Raw genomic sequence first — 16,483 nt, 5'->3', positions numbered from 1 at the left:
TCTCCGCCGCATCAACTCGTAACACCCACAGTTCGTTCGAACCGTGTCATTGCTAAGCATGCTCAGTTCTTCTCGATCCTGATGACCTGCGGCCGTCCGCTGATCACCTTGTCCTTCTGCACGGCCGCGAGCGCGCGGCGCACGGCGTCTTCGTGCGTGGCATAGGTGATCAGGATGACGGGCACCGGGACCGCCTTGCCGTCTGCCGGCGCAGCGCCGCCATTGGGATGGCGCTGCACGATCGACTCGATCGAAATCTTCTGCTCCGCGAGCCGCGTTGCGATCGCAGCCGCGGTGCCCGGGAAATCGCGTGCCAGAAGGCGGATGTAGTAGCCGCCCTCGTGGCGCTCCATCGGCGCCTTCTTGGTATCGCGCAGCTGTGAAATCGGCCGGCCGAACGGGTTGGCGCGAATGCCGCGCGCGACGTCGGCGATGTCGGCGACGACGGCGGATGCGGTCGCAGCGCCGCCGGCACCGGGGCCGACCAGCGTGATCGGCGGGATGCCTTCGCCATCGATCGTGACAGCATTGGTGACACCCATCACCTGTGCGATCGACGAGGATTTCGGAACCATGGTCGGATGCACGCGCTGCTCGATGCCCGTGGCCGTGCGAACGGCGACGCCGAGCAGCTTGAGCCGGTAACCAAGATCGTCGGCGGCACGGAGATCTTCCGGCGCGATGGAGGAGATACCTTCGACATAGACCGCGCTTTGAGCAACTTTCGTGCCGAAAGCGAGGCTGGCGAGAATGGCGAGCTTTTGCGCAGTATCGTGGCCGTCGACGTCGAACGACGGATTGGCCTCGGCATAGCCGAGCCGTTGCGCGTCCTTCAGGCATTCGGCGAAGGACAGGCCCTCCTGCTCCATCCGGGTCAGGATGTAATTGCAGGTGCCGTTGAGGATGCCGTAGACCCGGTTGATGCCGGTTCCGGCAAGACCTTCGCGTAACGTCTTGATGACAGGGATCGCAGCGCCGACGGCTGCCTCGAAATTCAGCGCGCCGCCGTGCTTTTCGGCGGCCTTTGCCAGCTTGAGACCGTGCTTTGCCAGCAACGCCTTGTTGGCGGTGACGACGGACTTGCCGGCGTTCAGCGCGGCTTCGACCGCCGCCAGCGCGGGATCGCCGGAGCCACCCATCAGCTCGACGAAGCAGTCGATGCCGGGATGCGTGGCGAGGGCGATTGGATCCTTGACCCATTCGACGCCCCGCAGATCGACGCCGCGCTTCTTCGCCTTCGAGCGCGCGGTGACGGCGACGACGCGGATGCCGCGGCCGCTGCGGCCGGCAAGCACGCGCGCCTGCGTTTCGATCAGACGGACAACTTCGGCGCCCACGGTGCCGAGCCCCGCTATGCCCACTTTCAGGGGTGCAACCATGATGCCTTGGAAAACCTGCGGAAGAGAACTTAACGCCGAGTGGCGAGCGGAACGACGTTGTGCAACGTTTCGATGCCGCTTTCAAGGAAGCGGCGCACGCCGCGCGCGGCCTGCCTGATCCGTTGCTCGTTTTCCACCATGGCGATGCGGACATATCCTTCACCATGTTCGCCGAAGCCGACGCCGGGCGAGACCGCGACACCGGATTTCTCCACCATCAGGGTCGCGAACTGCATGCTGCCGACGCTGCGGAAGGCTTCCGGCAGCGGCACCCAGGCGAACATCGATGCTTCCGGCGGCGGGATCTCCCAGCCGGCACGGCCGAACGATTCCACCAGCGCGTCGCGCCGCTTGCGGTAGGTGTCGCGCATCTCCTTGATGCAATCGTCCGGTCCGTTCAGCGCGGCGGTCGCCGCGACCTGGATCGGGGTGAACGCACCATAGTCGAGATAGGATTTGACGCGGCCGAGTGCCGCAATCACGCGCTCGTTGCCGACCGCGAAGCCCATGCGCCAGCCAGCCATCGAATAGGTCTTCGACATCGAGGTGAACTCAACGGCGACGTCCATCGCGCCCGGCACCTGGAGCACCGAGGGCGGCGGGTTGCTTTCGTCGAAATAGACCTCGGCATAAGCGAGATCGGACAGGATCAGGATCTCGTGCTTCTTCGCGAACGCTACCAGGTCCTTGTAGAAGTCGAGGCTCGCAACATAGGCGGTCGGGTTCGAGGGATAGCAGACGACGAGCGCCAGCGGCTTCGGGATCGAATGCACGATCGCCCGCTCGACGGCCTCGAAGAATTGCGGCGTCGGCTCCGAGGGCACCGAGCGGATCACGCCGCCCGCCATCAAGAAGCCGAAGGCGTGAATCGGGTAGCTCGGATTGGGACAAAGGATGACGTCGCCGGGCGCGGTGATCGCCTGCGCCACGTTGGCAAAGCCCTCCTTGGAGCCGAGCGTCGCCACCACTTGGGTGTCGGGATTGAGCTTCACGCCGAAGCGGCGGGCGTAGTAGCCGGCCTGGGCCCGGCGCAGCCCGGGGATGCCGCGGGAGGCCGAATAGCGGTCGGTGCGCGGCTTGCCCAACGTCTCCTTCAACTTCTCCAGCACATGCGCTGGCGCCGGGAGGTCCGGATTGCCCATGCCGAGGTCGATGATGTCGGCGCCGGCATTCCGCGCGGCTGCCTTGGCCCGGTTGACCTGTTCGAACACGTAAGGCGGAAGGCGGCGGATGCGGTAAAACTCTTCCATGGCTCTCTCGGCTCCGGGCAACCGGTCAGGACAGAATCGACAGGCCACAAAGACCAGGCGGACGGCGCCCGCGTCCCTCGCGAAAATTACTCAAGATCAAATACTTAGAGCAATCATCGACAACGGTGACTGAAGTCGTTCGCCCTGACTCTCGGCTGAACTAAGGTCTTTTAGCACGGCGAGCCGGAGGCGCCAGCGATTACCTTGCGGCGCCCTATTTCGCGTCCTTGGTGGCAACCGCCTGACGGTCGCGCGCGGCAGCAAGTTCGGCCTCGATCTTGGCGCGTTGGTCCGGCGGCATGACCGCCTGATCGCGATCTGGCGGCAGATCGTGCACCGGCAGATAGCTACCAGCCTCCCTGGGATGCGCTTGCGCATCGGAAGGCGTCATATCCGCGAGCTGGCTCGAGCAGCCGCCCAAGGTGAGCGTCGCCATCAGCAGCGCGCCACAGATCCGCCGCGACTTTTGCAGGTCCCTCAACGCCAACACTAGGGAAATCCCCACTTCGTCCCAAAGCACGGCCCCGGGGCAACCTTACCCAAGTCCGCGCCCAAGCTCAAACCATTGCTGCCCAAATGGTGCGAGCGAGAAAATAGCCCAGTCCACCAAGCCGAGCGGTGCGGCTCGATTGTGACGGAACCAAGAAAATTTGTCGCACTGCAACACATCTTCGAGAGTGTTTAACGCCAAACATGCGAGCTTCGCGGTGACGAATACGGAATGAATCGTTACTGTTCGCCTCATGAGTATGGCCACGACCGATACGCCCAAACCCGAGACGAAGTTCGATGCGGAAGCCTTCGCGATGAATGTCGCGCGGGCAATGGAAAGCGGCGGCAAGGCGCTCGCCGCGTACCTGAAGCCGCGCGAGAGCGGCGAGGTGCAGGATCGTCCGCCGGCGGAGCTTACGGAGGTCGTCAAGACCTTCACCGCCGTCGCCGAATACTGGCTGTCGGATACGTCGCGGGCCTCCGAGCTCCAAACCAAGCTCGCCAAGGACTATCTCGACCTCTGGGGCTCGGCGGCGCGCCGCATGGCCGGTCAGGACGCACCGCCTGCGATCGCGCCCTCGCCGCGCGACAAGCGCTTTGCCGATCCGGAATGGAAGTCGAACCAGTTCTTCGATTTCATGATGCAGCTCTACCTGCTCACGACCAAATTTGCGCAGGAGCTTGTGCGGGACGCCGAGGGGCTCGATCCGCAGACCCGCCGCAAGGCCGAATTCTACGTCCAGCAGGTCACCAACGCGATATCGCCGTCCAATTTCGTGCTGACCAATCCGGAAGTGCTGCGCGCGACGGTAGCCAGCAGCGGCGAAAATCTCGCGCGCGGCCTGAAGATGCTGGCCGAGGACATTGCCGCCGGGAAGGGCACGTTGAAGATCCGTCAGTCCGATCCGGACAATCTCGTCGTCGGCGTGAACATGGCGACGACGCCGGGCAAGGTGATCTACCAGAATGAGATGATGCAGCTGATCCAGTATGCGCCGGCGACGGAGAAGGTGCTGCGCACGCCGCTCCTGATCATCCCGCCCTGGATCAACAAATTCTACATCCTCGATCTCAAGCCGGAGAAATCCTACATCAAGTGGTGCGTCGATCAGGGCATCACCGTGTTCGTGATCTCATGGGTCAATCCCGACAAGCGTCTCGGAGCCAAAAGCTGGGAAGACTACATGAAGGAAGGCCCGCTCACGGCGATGGACGTGATCGAGAAGGTTACCGGCGAGATGAAGGTGCACACCGCCGGCTATTGCGTCGGCGGCACCATGCTCGCGACCACGCTGGCCTGGCTCGCCGAGAAGCGCCGCCAGCGCGTGGCATCCGCGACGTTCTTCGCGGCACAGGTCGACTTCACCCATGCCGGTGATTTGCTCGTGTTCGTCGACGAGGAGCAGATCGCATCGCTCGAGCAGGACATGAAGGCGGCGGGCGTGCTCGAAGGCTCGAAGATGGCGATGGCCTTCAACATGCTGCGCTCCAACGATTTGATCTGGTCCTATGTCGTCAGCAATTACCTCAAGGGCCAGCAGCCGAGCGCGTTCGACCTGCTGCACTGGAATTCGGACGCGACGCGCATGACGGCGTCGAACCATTCGTACTATCTGCGCAATTGCTATCTCGAGAACCGGCTCTCGACCGGCACGTTGGTGCTGGACAACACCCTGCTCGATCTCTCCAAGGTCATGGTGCCGATCTACAATCTCGCAACGCGCGAGGACCACATCGCGCCGGCGGAATCGGTGCTGTACGGCTCCCAGTTCTTCGGCGGTCCGGTGAAATACGTGCTGTCCGGCTCGGGCCATATCGCCGGCGTGGTCAATCCGCCCGCCTCGAACAAATACCAGTACTGGACCAACGACAACCTGAAGTCCGCCAACGTCACCGAGTGGATGAAGGGCGCGGTCGAGCACAAGGGCTCGTGGTGGCCGGACTGGCGGCAATGGCTGGGCGCACTCGATCCCGAGGAAGTCCCGGCCCGCACGGTCGGCAGCGAGGCGTTTCCCCCGATCGAGGACGCGCCCGGCAGCTATGTCAGGGTTCGCGCATAGCAGAATCTTCCGCGCTTTCGTATAAGCTCCACGCCTGCAGCAGAATTTGATGAGGGGACCGGGTTATGACGCGTGAATTGTTCTGGCTGACACTGACGGTGGTCCTGACCGGAATCCTCTGGATTCCCTACACCATCAACCGCTGCCAGATTCGCGGTCTCGGTGGCGCGATGGCCAATCCCTCGCGCACCGACAAGCCGCAATCGGAATGGGCGAACCGGCTGATGTTCGCGCACGACAACGCCGTCGAGAACCTCGTCCTGTTCGCGCCGCTGGTGCTGATCCTGAACGCGATCGACTACTCCTCGAAATGGACGGTGCTTGCTTGCGCCGTCTATTTCTGGTCGCGCGTTGCGCATCTGATCGTCTATGCGCTCGGGATCCCGGTATTCCGCACATTGGCCTTCACCGTCGGCTTCATCGCCCAGGCCGTGCTGGCCGTCGCGATCTTCAAGGTGGTTTGATCGCATCTCCGATGGCTCAGCGCCTGCAACCAAGGAGTGAAATCCTCGAAAGCCTGCCCGGCTGCTGGTGTTGCCAAAGGATGACAGTGCGACAAAAACAGGGATGCCATCGGTAGACTGACACGAAGGATCGCCCATCCACAGGTATATTTGGTCATCTCATTGATGATTCGGGGCAGATATGAATTGGAAGATTGCATCCGCGCTCGCCGGACTCTCGCTCGCAGCCGTCACCACCCAGGCCAGTGCCGCCGATCTCGCCGCACGTCCCTACACCAAGGCGCCGCCGATGATCGCGGCGATCTATGATTGGAGCGGCTTCTACATTGGCGCCAACGGCGGCTATGGCTCGTCACGCAATTGCTGGGACCAGACCGTTGGTTTCGCCGCCGGCGTTGCGGAAGGCTGCCATGACGCGACGGGCGCCGTCGCCGGCGGCCAGATCGGATATCGCTGGCAGAGCAGCGCCTTCGTATTCGGCCTCGAAGCGCAGGGCGACTGGGCGGACCTCTCCGGCCGGAACGCCAGCACCGTGCTCGGCGTCGCGAACCGCACCCGTGTCGATGCTTTCGGCCTGTTCACCGGCCAGGTCGGCTACGCCTGGAACAGCGCACTGCTTTACGTGAAGGGCGGCGCCGCCGTCACCCGCAACCGCTACCGCGGCATCGGAACGGGCGGTCTGGCCGGAGCCGAGTTCGACGGTGCCGACGATACCCGCTGGGGCGGCACGGTCGGCGTCGGCATCGAATACGGCTTTGCGCCGAACTGGTCGGTCGGCGTCGAATACGACCATCTGTTCATGGGCCGCCACGACGTCACGCTTACCTCCAACGGCGCGCTGGCACCCGTCGGTACGTTCTCACGTACTGACCGCATTGGCCAGGACGTCGACTTGATCACCGCCCGCATCAACTACAGGTTCGGCGGCCCGATCATCGCGAAGTATTGAGGTCTGGTGTCCCGGACGCGGCGCAGCGTGTAGCGCTGCTCCGCAGAGCCGGAACCCAGAAAGCTTAAGCAGGACAATAGGCGCGGGCCCCGGCTCTGCAGCGCATCGCCGAGAGGCGCTGCGCCGCGTCCGGGGCACGAGATTGCTCCTACTCCTCCGGCAATCCGAGCATCAGCCGCATGTTCTGCACGGCCGCGCCGGACGCGCCCTTGCCGAGATTGTCGAGCCGCGCGACCAGCACCGCCTGATGGTACTTGTCGCTGGCGAAGACGTAGAGCTCGAGCGTGTTGGTCTCGTTGAGCGCTTCCGGCTCGAGCTTGCCGCCCTTGGCCGCCTCGTTCTGAAGCGGCATCGCCGAGACGTATTTCGAGCCGGCGTAGCGCTTTGCCAGCGCGGCCTGGAGATCGGCGCCGCTGGGCTTGCCGGGCAGCGTGTCGAGCTGGAGCGGCACCGACACCAGCATGCCCTGCCGGTAGTTGCCGACGGACGGGATGAAGATCGGCCGCCGCGTCAGGTTCGAATAGAGCTGCATCTCCGGCAGATGCTTGTGCTCGAAGCCGAGGCCGTAGAGTTCGAAGGACGGCGCGCCGCCGTCCTCGAAACTCGCGATCATCGACTTGCCGCCGCCAGAATAGCCGCTCACCGCATTGACGGTGACGGGATAGTCCGCAGGCAGCAAGCCGGCATCGACGATCGGTCGCAGCAGTGCGATCGCGCCGGTCGGATAGCAGCCGGGATTGGAGACCTTCTTCGCAGCCTTGATCTTGCCGGCCTGATCCGGCGTCAGTTCCGGAAAACCATAGGCCCAGTCGGGCGCGACCCGGTACGCGGTCGAGGCATCCAGCACCTTCGGGCCCGACGGCCCCATGCTGTCGATGAGCGCAACCGTTTCCCTGGCAGCATCGTCGGGCAGACAGAGGATGACGAGATCAACCTCCTCCATCAGCGCCTTCTTGGCCGCGGGATCCTTGCGCTTGTCCTCGGCAATCGTCTTCACGACCACGTCGCTCTGCAGCTTCAGCCGCTCGTTGATGCCGAGGCCGGTGGTGCCGGAGCCGCCGTCGACGAAGACGGTGGCGGGCTTTGTCGCAGCGCCCGTCTTCGGGGCATTTTTGGTGTCAACGAGACTGGCTTCAGAAAAGGTCATGGCGCGCTCCTTTCGAGCATGTTGGTTTCGGATGCGAAGGCCTCGGGCCTTACGTCCTGCATCAGTTGTGCGATCTCCCTGGCGTCGGCATGGACTTGCGCGCCAAGCGCATTGGCGATCGCCGTATAGTCGGCGTCGGACTTGTGCTGGTTGAGCTTGAAGCTGGCTTCGACCTCCTCAACCGTCATGACCAGACCCACGATCGCCTTCTTCATCGCCTCGAGCCGCCCGGCCGTCATCTTGCCCGACGTCCACGGCTTCTTCGGCAACAGCCAGTTCTCGAACTTGTTGCTGAGCGTATCGATTTGCACGGCCAGTTCACCATCCGACAACAACCGCACCGGCCCGGTCAGATGGACCGACTGGTACAGCCAGGTCGGCACCTGATCCGGCGAGACGTACCAGTCCGGCGACACGTAGGCATCGGGGCCGTTGACCGCGAGCAGCCAGGAGGTCGTCCCGTCGGCAAGCTTTAGCAGCGGATTGTGACGGGCTACGTGAAAGGCGGCCTGCGGCGTGCCGTCCGCGGCATAGGTCAAATAGAACGGCAGCGGCGAGGCCACGGGCTTGTGGCCGTCGAAGGCGCACATGGTGCCGAAGCCCCGCATGTCGGCGAATTTCAGGCTCGCGGCGCGGTCCTGCTTGAAAAAGGGTGGCGTATACATCGTAGTCTCCTGCTGGCCTCCTTGGGGGCCGCCGGATCAGATCGCACTGACAGGAGAGAGAATGCCGCGGACCGGATCCAGCGGCAAAGACGATGATCTCAAACGCGATCGACCGCCCAAACCGCAAAGCTGCGGCGGCGGCGACGGGCGAACAGGATGGTCGCGGCGTTGATCATGGCGCGGGGCTATAAGGCCAGATGCGGTTCGCGTCAAGGTTCGGACGTCACACCACGCGCCAGATCCATTCCATGATCTTCGCGATCACGTCGCCGAACAGCAGCAGCGCCGCCGACCAGACCAGCGCCGAGACGAAATTTGCGGCCTGAAAACTCCAATAAGGCATCTCGAAAATGCCGGCTGCAAGCGGCACGGAGGCGCGCAACGGGCCGAAGAAGCGGCCGATGAAGATGCTCGGCACGCCCCAGCTGCGCACGAAAGCCTCACCCTTGGGCAGGAGTTCCGGATAGCGCGAGAGCGGCCACATCTGGGCGACCTTCTCCTTGTAGCGATAGCCGAACCAGTAGGAGACCCAGTCGCCCAGCGCCGCGCCGATGCCGCCGGCGATCCAGACCGGATAGAAACTGATGCCGCTGGCACCGATCAGCGCGCCGATAGCGACCAACGCGCCCCAGGCCGGGATCAGCAGCGAGATGAAGGCGAGCGACTCCCCGAAGGCGAGCGCAAACACGATGGGAGCTGCCCAAGTCTGGTGAGCGCGCACGAAATCGGCCAGCGCGTGCGCAAACTGCTCCATTCAAAATAGCCTTTCCGCCCTGCCCGAAGGTGCTGCTCGATGAAAAGGACTGGTAAGCCAAGGACTTGTGTGACATCAAGTCACAAAGTCCGATCCAGACCGGACCGGAACGTCACATTGCCGGGAATTGATGGGGCTGCGGCGTAAAATCGCCGGGATTGGCTCCCAACCACACCGCCCGGCCCGCCCTGCGATAACCTTTCCAGGTCAGAAGTGGCATAGTCGGCTCAACCGATTCGCCGTTCATGCGGCCCTCAAAACGCATAAAGATATATGTCCAAGCAGTTGAAGCCCAAAGCAAAAGACGATTTTTTCGGTGGCGATGAGCCGAAGCCTCGTCCCGGCAAAGCAGCCGCGCGCGCGGGCGGCGCCGAAGCCGACTACACCGCAGCCGACATCGAGGTGCTCGAAGGTCTGGAACCGGTGCGCCGCCGGCCCGGCATGTATATCGGCGGCACCGACGAGAAGGCGCTGCATCACCTCTTCGCCGAAGTCATCGACAACTCGATGGACGAGGCGCTCGCGGGGCATGCGACCTTCATCGGAGTCGAGTTGAGCGCGGACGGCTTTTTGACCGTCACAGACAACGGCCGCGGCATCCCGATCGATCCGCATCCAAAATTCCCGAAGAAGTCGGCGCTCGAAGTCATCATGTGCACGCTGCACTCGGGCGGCAAGTTCGACTCCAAGGTCTACGAGACCTCGGGCGGCCTGCACGGCGTCGGCATCTCCGTGGTGAACGCCCTCTCTTCGCTGCTCGAGGTCGAGGTCGCGCGCAGCCAGAAACTCTATCGCATGACCTTCGAGCGCGGGCACCCGAAGGGCAAGCTCGAGGATCTCGGCAAGATCAACAACCGCCGCGGAACCCGCGTGCGCTTCAAGCCCGACACCGACATCTTCGGTGCCAAGGCCGCGTTCAAGCCGCAGCGCCTGTTCAAGATGACGCGTTCGAAGGCGTATCTGTTCGGCGGTGTCGAGATCCGCTGGAATTGCGCGCCCGAACTGCTCAAGGGCATCGACGACGTGCCGGCGGAAGCGACGTTCCACTTTCCTGGCGGCCTCAAGGATTATCTGGCGGCGGCGATCCATGCCGACACGCTGGTGCACCCCGACATCTTCTCCGGCAAGTCGGGCCGCAACGGCGCGCATGGCGCCTGCGAATGGGCGGTCGCCTGGACCGCGGATGCCGACGGCTTCCTGTCCTCCTACACCAACACCGTGCCGACGCCCGACGGCGGCACGCACGAATCCGGCCTGCGCAGCGCGCTGCTGCGCGGCCTGAAAGACCACGCCGAACGCGTCGGCCAAGGCAAGCGCGCGTCGTCCATTACGTCTGAAGACGTGATGGTGGGTGCAGCCGTGATGCTCTCGGTGTTCGTGCGCGAACCTGAATTCCAGGGCCAGACCAAGGACCGTCTCGCCACCGCCGAAGCGCAGCGCATCGTCGAACAGGCGATGAAGGATCCGTTCGACCATTGGCTGTCGGGCAATCCGAACCAGGCCAACAGGCTGCTCGACTTCGTGGTCGACCGCGCCGAGGAGCGGCTGCGCCGCCGGCAAGAGAAGGAGACCGCGCGCAAGACGGCCGGCAAGAAGCTGCGCCTGCCCGGGAAGCTCGCCGATTGCAGCGATGCCGGTCTGGACGGCTCGGAACTCTTCATCGTCGAGGGAGACTCGGCCGGCGGCAGCGCCAAGCAGGCGCGTGACCGCAAGACCCAGGCCGTGCTGCCGCTGCGCGGCAAGATCCTCAACGTCGCGTCCGCCGGCAAGGACAAGCTGACGGCAAACACGCAGCTCGCCGACCTCGTGCAGGCGATCGGCTGCGGGATGCTCGCGCAGTATCGCGAGGAGGATCTGCGCTATCAGCGCATCATCATCATGACCGACGCCGATGTCGACGGTGCCCACATCGCTTCGCTGCTGATCACCTTCTTCTACCGGCAGATGCCGCGGCTGATCGACGAAGGCCACCTCTTCCTCGCCGTGCCGCCGCTCTACAAGCTGACCAATGGCACGAAATCGGTCTACGCCCGCGATGACGCGCACAAGGAAGCGCTGATCAAGAGCGAATTCAACGCCAATGCCAAGGTCGAGGTCAATCGCTTCAAAGGCCTCGGCGAAATGATGCCGGCGCAGCTCAAGGAAACCACCATGGATCCGGCCAAGCGAACCATGCTGAAAGTGGTTCTGCTCGCCGACGACCGCGACACCACGGCGGATTCGGTGGAGCGCCTGATGGGCACCAAGGCCGAAGCCCGCTTCGCGTTCATCTCGGACAAGGCCGAATTCGCCAATGACGACCTGCTGGACGTCTGATCCGCGGGCGCTGCCTGGTCGGATCCCATCAAGAGCCCCGGCACGAAGCCCGGGGCTCTTTTGTTTTTGGGGACGGCAACCTCCCTACCCCGCCTCATCTCCACTGATTCTCCGCCTTGTCGCGTCGCGACTCGGCCAACGACTCATCGAGCCAGGCCGATGCAGGATTGCCTCCATTTCGGACAAAGCCGGATTCACTAACGAGAAGCTACCAAAAAACAGATCGCAAAATTCGACGTACTGCATTGATAATACGTACTTATTTTGCATTCCAACGACGACGCTCAGAATCCCTGCCGTGCGGCGTTTCCCGGCGACTGTGCCTGCTCTGCAACAGCATTTCGGAGAGAAGTAGCTATAGTCCGGGACATCAGATCACACGGACTTCAGTGCGCTCGCGCCTTCCAGACAGACCAAAGCTTGGGGAATTTAAGATGAAGAAGATTTTGCTCGCACTGACCGCGGTTGCCGCGATGACCGGTTCGGCCTCGGCCGCTGACCTTGGCGCCCGCCCCTACGTGAAGGCCCCGATGGCTGCTCCCGTCGCCAGCTGGACCGGCTTCTACCTCTTCGGCGGCGCCGGCGGCGGTCTCTCGGCCTCTGACCAGCGCGTGCAGACCACGGTCGGCGCAGTTCCCCTGACGATCGATCAGCGCCAGGGTGGCTCGGGCTGGTTTGGCACCGTCGGTCTCGGCTACGACTGGCAGTTCAGCGGCACCTGGGTCGCCGGTGTGTTCGCTGACGGTCAGTTCGGCAGCATCCGTGCTACGATTCAAGATCCCCTGCTCTTCGGCGGCATCACCGGCAACCAGAAGCTGGAAGACTCCTGGGCTGCGGGCGTGCGCCTCGGCTGGCTGGTTGCTCCGAACGTTCTCTCCTACGTTAACGGCGGTTACTCGGGCGCCCACTTCGGCAGCACGAACTTCATGACCTTGGCTGGCGTTCCCGCCGGTGTTCATCTCAACGGTTACAATCGCAACGGTTGGTTCGTCGGCGGCGGCGTCGAGAACAACCTGAACATCTTCGGCATCCAGTCGCCCGGCTGGTTCATGAAGACCGAATATCGTTCGTCCTTCTACAACGCCAAGACCCAGGACATCCTGACCGATGTCGGCAACGTCGCGGTCGGTCAGAGCATCCGCGCCAACACCTGGAACCAGACGATCTCGACTTCGCTGGTTTACCGCTTCAACTGGACCGGTCCGGTCGTCGCGAAGTACTGATCCGATCTGACCTAATCTTCAGACGTCAAAGCCCCGGCATGGTCCGGGGCTTTTTCGTTTGGGGTTATCGAGCGCCCAAGCTGGCCTTCAGCAATCCGAGCGCTCACCTCCGTCCTTGTCCCAAACCATTGTATCTAAATCGAAGCCGGCTACTGTGTAGGCCAAGCTTTCGTGAGCGCAGACGTCATTGATGGACCGCGTCACGACAGAAGCGGACCCATGGGGAGGAATGCATGCGCAGATTTCTGCTTGTAGCAGGCCTGTTTGCCCTCGCCGTCGGGCTGCTCTGGATCGGACAGGGCACGGGCACCGTCGCGTGGCCGCGATCGAGCTTCATGGTCAACCAGTTGCAATGGGCCGGCTATGGCGCAGCCATGGCCGGCTTCGGGCTGGTGCTGATCTGGCAGAGCAACCAATAGAAGAAACCAGGGAATAGCAGCATGACAACCAGTCGGTTCGATCTCCGCGGCAAGGTCGCGATCGTCACGGGAGGCAATGGCGGCATCGGGCTCGGCATGGCCCGTGGCCTCGCCGACGCCGGCGCCAACATCGCCGTGGTCGGACGCAACGAAACCAAATCCGCCGCGGCCGTCGCCGATCTCAGTCAACGCGGTGTGAAGGCGATCAGTGTTCCCACCGACGTCACCGACAAGGCTGCAATCGCCGCGATGATCGAGCGTGTCGTCGGGGATCTCGGCCGCATCGACATCCTCGTCAACAATGCCGGCATGAGCATCCGCAAGCCGCCGCACGAGCTCGAGCTCGACGAGTGGAATACGGTGATCAACACCAACCTCACCAGCGCCTTCCTGTGCTCGAAGCTGGCCTATCCGGCGCTGAAGGCGTCCGGCAACGGCAAGGTGATCAACATCGGCTCGATGATGTCGATCTTCGGCGCGAGCTTCGCGACGGCCTACGCGGCGAGCAAGGGCGGCATCGTTCAGTACACGCGCGCCTGCGCCAATGCGTGGGCGCCCGACAACATCCAGGTCAATGCCATCCTCCCGGGCTGGATCGACACCGACCTGACCCGCGGCGCGCGGCAGCAGGTATCAGGATTGCACGAGCGGGTGCTGGCACGCACGCCTGCGGGGCGGTGGGGCGACATCGACGATTTCGCCGGCATCACCGTGTTTCTTGCCTCGTCCGCCTCCAACTTCGTCACCGGCACCGCGATCCCCGTCGACGGCGGGTTCTCGGTGATGGCGTAGGCCGTACGCGATAATCTGCACACAAAAAAGAAGCCCCGGACAATGCCGGGGCTTTTAAATTTGGGCAGTGATCGTCTTTTATGGCTGCTTGGTCGTTCGTTGACCCACTCAGTAGCGGGCGATGACCGGCGCGTCGAACTTGTAGCTGGCGCGCACGACGGCCCACTGGAGATCGCGCGGCTTGGCATCGAAGCTGTAGTTGCCCGACGTGCCGCCAAGTTGATAGGTCTGGCTGGCGAAGGCGGCGTAGTTGTATTCGAGGCCGACGATCCAGTTGCGGGTGATGCCGTATTCCCAGCCGGCACCGACGGTCCAGCCGTTGGCCCAATGGGTCTGACCGCCAGAACCGGTGGCCACGCCGACCGTGTCGGTGACCGAGAGACGGTTGTTCACGCCGGCATAGCCGCCCTTGATGTAGAACAGGTTGTTCTGCACGGCGAAGCCCGCGCGACCGACGACGGTGGCAAGCACATTGGCGCGCCAGGAGAACACGTCGTCACCCGCGCCAAACGCGGTGTTCAAGAACGAGCCCTTGTTGTCGAGGCCCGAGATCGTGCCTTCCATACCGAACACGTAGTTGTTGGCCTGCCAGTTGTAGCCGATCTGGGCGCCGCCCAGGATGCCGGAGTTGCGCTGACGGTAGCCCTGCCCCGGGGTCAGATCGCCGAACGGTGCGCCGGTCCCGTTGTTGATGAACTGCTCGTTGGTCCATGCGCCGCCGATGTGGCCGCCGACATAGAAGCCGGTCCAGTTGAACATCGACTCCATATAGGCCGGCGCCTTTGTGTAGGGCCGTGCACCGAGATCGGCGGCGGAAGCGGCGCCGGTCGAAATCAGAGCGGTCGTGCAGGCGAAGGCGGCAATCAACTTGTTACGCATGGTACACCCCGTGTCCTTTGATGGGTGCACGCTCACACGCAGGTCTTACTCAAATTTGAATCAAGACAGTTAAGACGTTGGATTGGCAAGCAGCGCGCCTTTAATCCGTTTGCGCTGTTGCACGCAGGCAACGCGCCGAGCGCGATTTAACGCCGCGTTATCCCTACCGGGTCCTTGCGCTACCGTGCCGGCGCAGCCTTCGACTGCACGTGCTCGGGCCGGACGCCAAGGGCGAGCAGGCGCGCCGGAATGCCCTGGAGCCACGGCAGCGCGGTGATGAGGCGCAGGACCAGCGGCACTTTCAGCGGCCGGTCGTCGCCCTGCAAAGCGCTGCTGATGATATTGTTCTGCACGATCATCTGCATTCGCTGCGTCATCTTCACCGGGAATTCGCGGCGACGGCGCACGGCATCGAGCTCGTTCTCCGACGGGCAGCCGCGCTGCAGCTTGTCCGCCAGCAGGTTTGCGGTCGCGACCGCATCCTGCACAGCGAGATTGACGCCGACGCCGCCGACCGGCGACATCGCATGTGCGGCGTCGCCGATCAGAAGCAGGCCCGGCCGCGTCCAGCGCGGCAGGCGGTTGATCGCGACGGTGAGCAGCTTGAAATCGTCGAAGCTCTTCACATCCGCGATGCCGCTCTTCAGGACCGGCGCCATGCGAACGACGTCGTCGAGCAGCGCCTGCAATCCCCTCGCCTTCACCGCGTCGTATCGTCCCTTGGCGATGACATAGGCGCATTGCCAATAGTCGCCGCGGTCGAAGGTGATCATCATCTTGCCGGGCTCGACGCGCGCGAACAGGTTTTCGGTCTCGTTCGCGTTGCGGCCGACGCGGAACCACAGCACGTCCATTGGCGCGCCGATCTCCTCGACCTCGAGGCCGGAACGCTGGCGCACGGTCGAATGCCGACCGTCACAGGCGATGGTGAGATCGGCTTCGATGTCCACGATACCGTCCGGCGTATTCGCCCGCACGCCGGCGATGGTCTCGCCGTGGCGGATCAGATCGACCGCCTCCGTGTTCATCATCACCTTCAGCGAGGCGAAGCGCTGGCCGGCCTCGCGCAGGAAATTCAGGAAATCCCATTGCGGCATGAAGGCGATGAAGGGGAACTTGGTGCGGAGGCGGCTGAGATCGGCGATGCGAACGGGGGTACCGCCGAACAGGCCGTCCATCTTCTGCAGGCGCTGATGCGGCAGCTTCAGGAATCCGTCGATCAGACCGAGCTCGTCCATCACCTGGAGGGTCGAGGGATGCACGGTGTCGCCGCGGAAGTCGCGGAAGAAATCCGCATGCTTCTCCAGCACGACGACATCGATGCCGGCGCGCCCCAAGAGATAGCCGAGCATCATGCCCGCCGGTCCGCCGCCGACGATGCAACACTGGACCTTCAACGAAGAGCCCTGGGGATTCTGCGACGTATCGGGTTTCACGGCCGGGTCCTCATTTACGGGTCAAGGTTTGCGTGCAGTGCAGCAAACAAGATTCATTTGCCGCAGTTGTGAATGGCCGTTAGCCTTGCCGTCAATTCCGACTCATTCAGGAAATTGCAGTGCAGACAATCCTCATACTGCTCGGCGTCTGGATCCTGATCAACGTGCTTTTCGTCTTGATCATGATCGCACCGCGCAGGCCGCCGCTTGCGCCGGTGCGCATCGAACACAACGGTTATCCCTACGAGGAGTAGGACA

At 63.3% G+C, this 16,483-nt stretch carries 16 protein-coding genes; 8 read left to right on the top strand and 8 right to left on the bottom strand.

Annotated features, from left to right (window positions below):
- Nucleotides 1–62 precede the first annotated feature (62 nt).
- From AC0L3S_RS03225 to AC0L3S_RS03215, 3 genes are all read right to left on the bottom strand, one after another.
- On the bottom strand, nucleotides 63–1,379 hold the full coding sequence (locus AC0L3S_RS03225) for a homoserine dehydrogenase (protein WP_473278063.1): 1,317 nt from the start codon (nucleotides 1,377–1,379) through the stop codon (nucleotides 63–65).
- Between the two features lie 29 nt (nucleotides 1,380–1,408).
- Complete coding sequence (locus AC0L3S_RS03220) at nucleotides 1,409–2,629, bottom strand: LL-diaminopimelate aminotransferase (RefSeq protein ID WP_018454429.1); 1,221 nt, start codon at nucleotides 2,627–2,629, stop codon at nucleotides 1,409–1,411.
- A gap of 214 nt (nucleotides 2,630–2,843) precedes the next feature.
- On the bottom strand, nucleotides 2,844–3,119 hold the full coding sequence (locus tag AC0L3S_RS03215) for a hypothetical protein (RefSeq protein ID WP_473278062.1): 276 nt from the start codon (nucleotides 3,117–3,119) through the stop codon (nucleotides 2,844–2,846).
- A gap of 253 nt (nucleotides 3,120–3,372) precedes the next feature.
- Between AC0L3S_RS03215 and AC0L3S_RS03210 the strand changes: the two genes are divergently transcribed.
- The 3 genes from AC0L3S_RS03210 (at nucleotide 3,373) to AC0L3S_RS03200 (ending at nucleotide 6,594) form a co-directional block, all read left to right on the top strand.
- Entirely contained in the window at nucleotides 3,373–5,181 is a 1,809-nt protein-coding gene (locus tag AC0L3S_RS03210) for a PHA/PHB synthase family protein (RefSeq protein WP_473256935.1), read from the top strand.
- Between the two features lie 65 nt (nucleotides 5,182–5,246).
- Entirely contained in the window at nucleotides 5,247–5,645 is a 399-nt protein-coding gene (locus AC0L3S_RS03205; RefSeq protein ID WP_007591527.1) for an MAPEG family protein, read from the top strand.
- Nucleotides 5,646–5,826: 181 nt separating this feature from the next.
- Entirely contained in the window at nucleotides 5,827–6,594 is a 768-nt protein-coding gene (locus AC0L3S_RS03200; RefSeq protein WP_473256936.1) for an outer membrane protein, read from the top strand.
- A 148-nt stretch (nucleotides 6,595–6,742) separates the two neighbouring features.
- Here AC0L3S_RS03200 and argC read toward each other — a convergent pair whose 3' ends face one another.
- The 3 genes from argC to AC0L3S_RS03185 all read right to left on the bottom strand — a co-directional run bounded on the left by argC (nucleotide 6,743) and on the right by AC0L3S_RS03185 (nucleotide 9,160).
- Nucleotides 6,743–7,741 carry an N-acetyl-gamma-glutamyl-phosphate reductase gene (argC, locus tag AC0L3S_RS03195; RefSeq protein ID WP_473278061.1) on the bottom strand — a complete coding sequence of 333 codons (999 nt, stop codon included), beginning with the start codon at nucleotides 7,739–7,741 and terminating at the stop codon, nucleotides 6,743–6,745.
- Nucleotides 7,738–8,406: an FMN-binding negative transcriptional regulator gene (locus tag AC0L3S_RS03190; protein WP_473256938.1), complete on the bottom strand. Its 669-nt coding sequence runs from the start codon at nucleotides 8,404–8,406 to the stop codon at nucleotides 7,738–7,740. The genes argC and AC0L3S_RS03190 overlap by 4 nt, the downstream gene beginning before the upstream one ends.
- Before the next feature lie 223 nt (nucleotides 8,407–8,629).
- Complete coding sequence (locus AC0L3S_RS03185) at nucleotides 8,630–9,160, bottom strand: DedA family protein (protein ID WP_473278060.1); 531 nt, start codon at nucleotides 9,158–9,160, stop codon at nucleotides 8,630–8,632.
- A 273-nt stretch (nucleotides 9,161–9,433) separates the two neighbouring features.
- Between AC0L3S_RS03185 and parE the strand changes: the two genes are divergently transcribed.
- From parE to AC0L3S_RS03165, 4 genes are all read left to right on the top strand, one after another.
- Nucleotides 9,434–11,476 carry a DNA topoisomerase IV subunit B gene (gene parE / locus AC0L3S_RS03180; RefSeq protein ID WP_473256940.1) on the top strand — a complete coding sequence of 681 codons (2,043 nt, stop codon included), beginning with the start codon at nucleotides 9,434–9,436 and terminating at the stop codon, nucleotides 11,474–11,476.
- Between the two features lie 434 nt (nucleotides 11,477–11,910).
- Entirely contained in the window at nucleotides 11,911–12,699 is a 789-nt protein-coding gene (locus AC0L3S_RS03175; RefSeq protein ID WP_473256941.1) for an outer membrane protein, read from the top strand.
- 233 nt (nucleotides 12,700–12,932) lie between these two features.
- Entirely contained in the window at nucleotides 12,933–13,118 is a 186-nt protein-coding gene (locus AC0L3S_RS03170; RefSeq protein WP_007591540.1) for a hypothetical protein, read from the top strand.
- Nucleotides 13,119–13,139: 21 nt separating this feature from the next.
- Nucleotides 13,140–13,910: an SDR family NAD(P)-dependent oxidoreductase gene (locus AC0L3S_RS03165; protein ID WP_473278059.1), complete on the top strand. Its 771-nt coding sequence runs from the start codon at nucleotides 13,140–13,142 to the stop codon at nucleotides 13,908–13,910.
- Nucleotides 13,911–14,018: 108 nt separating this feature from the next.
- On the opposite strand, the gene AC0L3S_RS03160 is transcribed toward AC0L3S_RS03165, so the two are convergent.
- Complete coding sequence (locus AC0L3S_RS03160; RefSeq protein WP_473256943.1) at nucleotides 14,019–14,789, bottom strand: outer membrane protein; 771 nt, start codon at nucleotides 14,787–14,789, stop codon at nucleotides 14,019–14,021.
- Nucleotides 14,790–14,968: 179 nt separating this feature from the next.
- Nucleotides 14,969–16,225 carry an FAD-dependent oxidoreductase gene (locus tag AC0L3S_RS03155; protein WP_473278058.1) on the bottom strand — a complete coding sequence of 419 codons (1,257 nt, stop codon included), beginning with the start codon at nucleotides 16,223–16,225 and terminating at the stop codon, nucleotides 14,969–14,971.
- Between the two features lie 119 nt (nucleotides 16,226–16,344).
- Here AC0L3S_RS03155 and AC0L3S_RS03150 point away from each other — a divergent pair, with 119 nt between their 5' ends.
- Nucleotides 16,345–16,479, top strand: a complete 135-nt coding sequence (locus AC0L3S_RS03150; protein ID WP_456764490.1) for a hypothetical protein — start codon at nucleotides 16,345–16,347, stop codon at nucleotides 16,477–16,479.
- Nucleotides 16,480–16,483 lie beyond the last annotated feature (4 nt).

The sequence above is a fragment of the Bradyrhizobium sp. Ken01 genome, assembly GCF_055807355.1.
The sequence above is the reverse complement of the archived record's forward strand: the minus strand, read 5'-3'. Positions and strand labels throughout refer to the sequence as shown.